The organism is Mitsuaria sp. TWR114 (assembly GCF_007997345.1).
The window spans coordinates 1-6,570 of sequence record NZ_VOSR01000507.1 but is presented as its reverse complement, the minus strand read 5'-3'; the positions used below and the strand labels follow the sequence as shown (position 1 = coordinate 6,570).

Here is a 6,570-nt window from a genome sequence, read left to right as displayed (position 1 = left end):
GAGGCCATCGTCAGCACCGGCCGCACGAAGCGCGTCAGGCCCAGGCCGCTGGCGAACCAGATGGTCATCTCCGATTCCTTGTACATGCGCCCCAGCGACATGACGACGGCGACGAACAGCGACAGGCTCAGCATCACCGGCAGCTGGGCCAGGGCCAGGTAGCCCAGCGACAGCAGCACATGCTGCGGTGCCACCGTGCCCTTGGCCGCCATGCCGAGGGAGCGCACCAGCAGCATCGTCACGACGATGGTCAGGATGACCACGAAGGCCAATCCGAAACTGCGGGCGAGTTCTTTGCGTACTGATGAATCGAATAACATCCGGGCACTTTATCTACTTCTCGGTATTATGGACTTTCGCTCTCAGCTCGCGTCCCTCGACGCCCTGTCGTCGCACGGCGCCGACGCCCTGGTGCTGATCGTCGCCGGCGACAGCCTGCCGGCGTCGCTCGACAAGACCGTCTCCGCCCTGGTCAAGGACGCCATCAAGCTCGGCGACTTCGAGCTGAAGGCGGGTCAGGTCTTGTCCCTGGTCCGTCCCGCCGGCCTGAAGGCCCCGCGCCTGATCGTGGCCGCCAGTGGTTCGACGCTCAAGGCGGCGCGTTCCGCGCTGACCGCGGCGCTGGGCCAGCTCAAGGGCAAGGGCGCGACCGGCGCCTCGGTGGCCTATGCCGGCTTCGGCGCCGAGCTGACCGAGTCCCTGGCCGAGCAGACCGTGCTGGCCGCTCAGGACGCCGTCTATGTCTACCGCGAAACCAAGCCCAGCGCGCCCGCCGCGTCCAAGCTGACGAAGATCGCCCTGCTGCACGGCAAGGACGAGGCCAAGGCGGTCAAGGCCGGCCTGACGCGCGGCCAGGCCATCGGCGCCGGCATCGCGGTGGCGCGTGAATGCGCCAACCTGCCGCCCAACGTCGCCACGCCGGCCTACCTGGCGGACCAGACCAAGGCGCTGGCCAAGAGCCACGGCATCAAGGTCGAGGTGCTGGACCAGAAGGGCATCGAGAAGCTGGGCATGGGCTCCTTCCTGTCGGTGGCCAAGGGCTCCGACGTGCCGCCGCGCTTCATCGTTGCCAAGTACGAAGGCGCCGCCAGAACGCAGGCGCCCATCGTGCTGGTGGGCAAGGGCATCACCTTCGATTCGGGCGGCATCTCGCTCAAGCCGGGCGCCGGCATGGACGAGATGAAGTTCGACATGGGCGGCGCCGCCTCCGTGCTGGGCACGCTGCGCGCGGTGGCCGAGCTCAAGCCCAAGATCAACCTGGTCGTGCTGATCGCCGCCTGCGAGAACATGCCCAGCGGCCGCGCGGTGAAGCCGGGCGACGTGGTGACCTCGATGTCGGGCCAGACCATCGAGATCCTGAACACCGACGCCGAAGGCCGCCTGATCCTGTGCGACGCGCTGACCTATGCCGAGCGCTTCAAGCCCGCGGCCGTGGTCGACGTCGCGACGCTGACCGGCGCCTGCGTGATCGCGCTGGGCGGCGTGCGCTCCGGCATGTACGCGAGCGACGACGAACTGGCGGCCGCGCTGTCGGCCGCCGGCGAGACGGCGCTGGACCCGTGCTGGCGCCTGCCGCTGGACGACGACTACGCCGACGGCCTGAAGACCAACTTCGCCGACGTCGCCAACGTCGCCGGCCGCGAGGGCGGTTCCATCACCGCGGCCAAGTTCCTGCAGCGCTTCGCCTCGAAGTACCGCTGGGGCCACCTGGACATCGCCGGCACCGCCTGGAAGGGCGGCGGCGCCAAGGGCGCCACCGGTCGTCCGGTCGGTCTGCTGACGCACTTCGTGCTGTCGCAGGTCCGCTGAGCGCGCTGCGTTCCTCGGAAGCTGAACAGGGAAGGGCGGGTCCGGTGACGGAGGTCAACTTCTATACCGGCGTGCCCGACCGACAGGTCTACGCCTGCCGCCTGCTGCGCAAGACGCAGGCGGCGGGGCTGACCGTCGGGGTCTGGGGACCGATGCGGCTGCTCGAGCGACTCGACCAGACGCTCTGGACCTTCGATCCCGGCGAGTTCCTGCCCCACCTGCTGCTGCGCGGCGACACGCCGGAACTGCTGCGCGAGCGCACCCCCATCCTGCTCTCGGACCAGCTCGACGCGCTGGCCACATGCCGGGTGCTGCTGAATTTCGAGCCAGGCGTGCCGCCGGGGCTCGAGCGCTTCGAGCGCGTGCTGGAGCTGGTCTCCACCGATGCCGAACAGGTCGCCGCGGGACGCGCGCGATTCAAGGCCTACAAGGCCCTCGGCCTGACGCTGAATCATCACGTGATGTCGGCTTGAACGCCGGCGTCGATCACCACGAACGTTCACCGCGACCGATCGCGCCGCGGTGGTGCCGCCGCGCGCGGGCGTGGTGCCGTGACGCCCATGGACAGGGCGCTGGCGGGGCTTGTCGGGCGTCGAGTGGGCGGAAATCCGCACTCTTCGCGCAGGGGCTGTGTGCGCCTTCGCACTCCTGTGAAAACCATCCGGGTTTGCCCCGGTGACAGGGGCGCGACAACGCCTGCGCCGTGACCGCGTTCACAGCATTTTCACTATGGAAACGGCTCCGCCTTTCGGGGTATGGTCGCTCGCGTTGAGAACTCAACGTCATTCCACATATCCCGAGTCGGAGGTTCCTAGATGCAATCCAAGCTGAATGTGATCGTGGGCGCAATCGCCATTGCCGCGAGCGGCGCCGCGATGGCGCAGGATGCGGTGGTCAAGATCGGCCACGTGGGTCCGACCAGCGGCGCGATCGCGCACCTGGGCAAGGACAACGAACTGGGCGCCAAGATGGCCATCGACGAGCTGAACGCCAAGGGCGTGACGATCGGCGGCAAGAAGGTCAAGTTCGAACTGCTGGCCGAAGACGACGCCGGCGATCCCAAGCAAGGCACCGCCGCCGCCCAGAAGCTGGTGGACTCCAAGGTCAACGGCGTGGTCGGCCACCTGAACTCGGGCACGACCATCCCCGCGTCCAAGATCTACAGCGACGCCGGCATCCCGCAGATCTCGCCGTCGGCGACCAACCCCAAGTACACCCGCAACGGCTACAAGACCGCGTTCCGCGTCGTGGCTGACGACGTGCACCTGGGCGGCACGCTGGGCAAGTACGCGGTGACCACGCTCAAGGGCAAGTCCATCGCCGTCATCGACGACCGCACCGCCTACGGCCAGGGCGTCGCCGACGAATTCGAGAAGGGCGTCAAGGCCGCCGGCGGCAAGGTCGTCGGCCGCGAATTCACCAACGACAAGGCCACGGACTTCACCGCCATCCTGACCTCCCTGAAGGGCAAGAAGCCCGACGTCGTCTTCTTCGGCGGCATGGACGCCGTGGCCGGCCCGATGCTGCGCCAGATGAAGCAGCTGGGCATCGAAGCCAAGTTCATGGGCGGCGACGGCATCTGCACGGCCGAACTGCCCAAGCTGTCCGCCGGCACCATCAGCGACAGCCAGGTCGTCTGCGCGGAAGCGGGCGGCGTGGAAGGCGAATCGAAGAAGTCGCTGGACGCCTTCAAGACCAAGTTCAAGGACAAGTACAAGGTCGACGTCCAGATCTACGCTCCGTACGTCTATGACGCGGTCAACGTGATGGTCGACGCCATGGTCAAGGCCAAGTCCGCCGACCCCAAGGTCTACCTGCCCGTGCTGGCCAAGACCTCGGACTACAAGGGCGTGACCGGCACGATCGCCTTCGACGCCAAGGGCGACATCAAGAACGGCGCGCTGACCCTGTACACCTACAAGGGTGGCAACCGCGAGCAGATCGCCGTGGTGCGCTGATCCTCCAAGCGCTGCAAGGTTGAAGGACGCCCACTTCGGTGGGCGTTTTTTTTGTCCGTGGCCATGCGACATGGCGCTGTCCCCTGATCGAGGGATCACCCCCTCACTCGCGTGCATTCCCGCACGAGAGCCCCCCAAAGCATTCAGTCAGGGGGTTTGCGCCTCCGAGGCGCTACCGACAATGGCCTCCGTCAGCGTGCCGAGGGATCGATTCGGGGATCCGGCGGCGGTCGACGGGAGACGGGTTCAACCGGGTCGGATTGCAAGGCGGACGCCCCTGCAAACAGGGGGCTTTCAAGCCTGGGGGGCGCAGGCATGATGCCCCCCGCAGCGAACAGGGTCCTCCTCTGGAGGAGGCGTTCGCGACGAGCGGTCCAGAGAGGTTCACCCGGGTCGGCGACAGCGTCCCAAGAGGATGCCGTGACCAGCTTTGGGGACGGGCATGATTCGAATTTTTAACCACTACCTCCATCGTCGTACCCTGATCCAGGTGCTGTTCGACCTGGGCCTGATCGTCGCGGCGGTGTTCGCGGTCGCGCTGAGCCACGGCAGCGGCGAGCACATGATGAGCTTCGCGGCGTCCTATGGCCTGTCACTGGCCGGCGGCATGTTCGTCATCAACTCCGCGTCCGGCCTCTACTCCCAATCCCACAAGCGCTCGCTGACGCAGTCCTGCGCCCGCGCGCTGTTCGCGCTGCTGATCGGCCTGCCGCTGGCCTACGGCCTGTTCAGCCTGATCCCCGCCACCGTCTCCCACCGCGACCTGCTGACCACGACCGCCATGCTGGCCGTCGCGCTGGTGATGGTGCACCGCGTCTACGCGGCGCATTCCGGCGTGCAGGGCGCGGGCCGGACCAAGATCCTGATCTTCGGCAGCGGCCACGCCGCGCTGGCCGTCAGCGAGAGCCTGCGCGCCGCCGATCCGCATGCCCAGATCGTCGGTTTCCTGCCGGGCCCCAACGAGATCGATCCGCAGGTGCCCGCCCACCAGCTGCTGGCCGCCGGCGAGACCCTGACCGACGCCGCGATGCGCCTGGGCGTGGACGAGATCGTCGTGGCGCTGTCCGAGCGCCGCGGCGGCTCCATGCCGCTGCGCCAGCTGCTGGACTGCAAGCTCTACGGCATCCGCGTCGTGGACCTGGCCACCTACTTCGAGAAGACGCTGGCGCAGATCAAGATCAGCCACGTCCACGCCGGCTGGCTGATCTTCGGCGACGGCTTCAACCAGGGCGTGCTGCGCAGCGCCGTCAAGCGCGCCTTCGACCTGGTGTCCTCGCTGGTGCTGCTGGTGGCGACCGCGCCGATCATGGCGGTCACCGCGCTGCTCATCAAGCTGGAATCGCCCGGCAGCATCTTCTACACGCAGGAACGTGTGGGCCTGAACGGCGCCACCTTCAAGGTGATCAAGTTCCGCAGCATGCGCAACGACGCCGAGAAGGACGGCCGCCCCCAGTGGGCGACCAAGAACGATGCCCGCGTGACCCGCGTCGGCAACTTCATCCGCAAGGTCCGCATCGACGAACTGCCGCAGCTGATCAACGTGCTGCGCGGCCAGATGAGCATGGTGGGCCCGCGTCCCGAGCGGCCCTTCTTCGTCGACGAGCTGGTCGCGCAGATCCCATACTACGCGGTGCGCCACAGCGTGAAGCCGGGCGTGACCGGCTGGGCGCAGGTGCGCTACGAATACGGCTCCACCATCGAGGACTCGCTGGAGAAGCTCCAGTACGACCTGTACTACGTCAAGAACCACACGCTGTTCCTCGATCTGCTGATCATGCTGGAGACGGTGGCGGTGGTCCTGACGGGCCGGGGGGCGCGCTGAGCGCGACGGCGGAGCGACCCGCTCCCGGCGTCCCGTTCCCGCGCCCGCTTCGGAACGCGGCCCGCGCGCCGGGACCCTGATCCATGTGGGCAGACACCCTGAACCTCGGCACCGCGTCCGGGATCGTCGCGGTATTGGCGCACCTGGCCCTGGCGGTCGTGGTGCTGCCGCAGTTCGGCCAGCACCGGCGCCGCGCGCTGCGGCTCGAGGCCGCGCTGCTGCTCAGCGCCGTCTGGGCGGGGCTGGACGCGGCGGTCGAGCAGGGCTGGCTCGGGTCCCACCAGTGGCCCGCGCTGGTGCTGCTGCCCATTTGCGACGCGCTGCGCTACGGCGCGTGGTTCTCCTTCATCCTGGCGCTGATCGAATCGCGCGGTGACGACGGCCAGGCGCGCAGCGCCGGCGTCGCGCGGCCGCTGCAGTGGCTGGCCTGGGCCGGCGTGTCGGCGGCGGTCGCGCTGCCGCTGTGGCGCTACTGGGGCGACGCGCCGCTGGCCCAGATGCAGCGTCCGATGACGATGGCCTGGCTGGGTTTGGGCGTCTTCGGCCTGGTGCTGCTCGAGCAGATGCTGCGCAACATCCACAGCGACGCGCGCTGGAATGCCAAGCCGGTCTGCCTGGGCCTGGGCGCGGTCTTCGCGTTCGACGTGTTCGTGTTCTCGCAGGCCTCGCTCTTCCAGCAGTTCGACGCGACGCGCTGAGCGTGCGCGCCGCCGTGCACAGCCTGGCCGTGCCGCTGCTGTGGCTGGCCAGCCGGCGCCACAAGAAGTGGCTGGACAAGCTCCATGTCTCGCGCACCGCGGCCTTCCATTCGGCCACGCTGCTGATCGTGGGCGTCTACCTGCTGGGCGTCTCGGGCATCGGCTACTACGTGCGCTACACCGGCGGCGAGTGGGGCCGCGCGCTGCAGCAGGTGCTGCTCGCAGTGGGCGTGCTGGCGCTGCTGACGATGGGCCTGTCGGGCTCGCTGCGCGCCAAGCTGCG

Annotated in this window: 6 protein-coding genes and 1 pseudogene; 6 read left to right on the top strand and 1 reads right to left on the bottom strand. The window is 68.3% G+C overall.

Going from position 1 to position 6,570, the window contains the following annotated elements; genetic code table 11:
• Positions 1-320 (bottom strand): LptF/LptG family permease (locus FUT87_RS17900; RefSeq protein ID WP_147241892.1); only part of this gene is annotated, 320 nt, incomplete at its 3' end.
• A gap of 28 nt (positions 321-348) precedes the next feature.
• Between FUT87_RS17900 and FUT87_RS17895 the strand changes: the two genes are divergently transcribed.
• From FUT87_RS17895 to FUT87_RS17870, 6 genes and pseudogenes are all read left to right on the top strand, one after another.
• Complete coding sequence (locus tag FUT87_RS17895) at positions 349-1,809, top strand: leucyl aminopeptidase (protein WP_091724002.1); 1,461 nt, start codon at positions 349-351, stop codon at positions 1,807-1,809.
• Between the two features lie 44 nt (positions 1,810-1,853).
• Entirely contained in the window at positions 1,854-2,282 is a 429-nt protein-coding gene (locus FUT87_RS28975) for a DNA polymerase III subunit chi (protein ID WP_183490972.1), read from the top strand.
• Between the two features lie 342 nt (positions 2,283-2,624).
• On the top strand, positions 2,625-3,767 hold the full coding sequence (locus tag FUT87_RS17885) for a branched-chain amino acid ABC transporter substrate-binding protein (protein WP_147241890.1): 1,143 nt from the start codon (positions 2,625-2,627) through the stop codon (positions 3,765-3,767).
• Positions 3,768-4,209: 442 nt separating this feature from the next.
• Positions 4,210-5,589, top strand: a complete 1,380-nt coding sequence (locus FUT87_RS17880) for a TIGR03013 family XrtA/PEP-CTERM system glycosyltransferase (protein WP_147241889.1) — start codon at positions 4,210-4,212, stop codon at positions 5,587-5,589.
• An 83-nt stretch (positions 5,590-5,672) separates the two neighbouring features.
• Positions 5,673-6,287, top strand: coding sequence for a hypothetical protein (locus FUT87_RS17875; RefSeq protein ID WP_147241888.1), 615 nt, complete (start codon positions 5,673-5,675; stop codon positions 6,285-6,287).
• A gap of 14 nt (positions 6,288-6,301) precedes the next feature.
• Positions 6,302-6,570: pseudogene (locus tag FUT87_RS17870) on the top strand (PEP-CTERM system histidine kinase PrsK); the annotation flags it as partial.

What these genes read in the sequence shown, in the direction of transcription:
- FUT87_RS17895 (WP_091724002.1), top strand. Translation starts at nt 349, where the DNA reads ATGGACTTTCGCTCTCAGCTCGCGTCCCTCGACGCCCTGTCGTCGCAC.
- FUT87_RS17885 (WP_147241890.1), top strand. Translation starts at nt 2,625, where the DNA reads ATGCAATCCAAGCTGAATGTGATCGTGGGCGCAATCGCCATTGCCGCG.
- FUT87_RS17880 (WP_147241889.1), top strand. Translation starts at nt 4,210, where the DNA reads ATGATTCGAATTTTTAACCACTACCTCCATCGTCGTACCCTGATCCAG.
- FUT87_RS17875 (WP_147241888.1), top strand. Translation starts at nt 5,673, where the DNA reads ATGTGGGCAGACACCCTGAACCTCGGCACCGCGTCCGGGATCGTCGCG.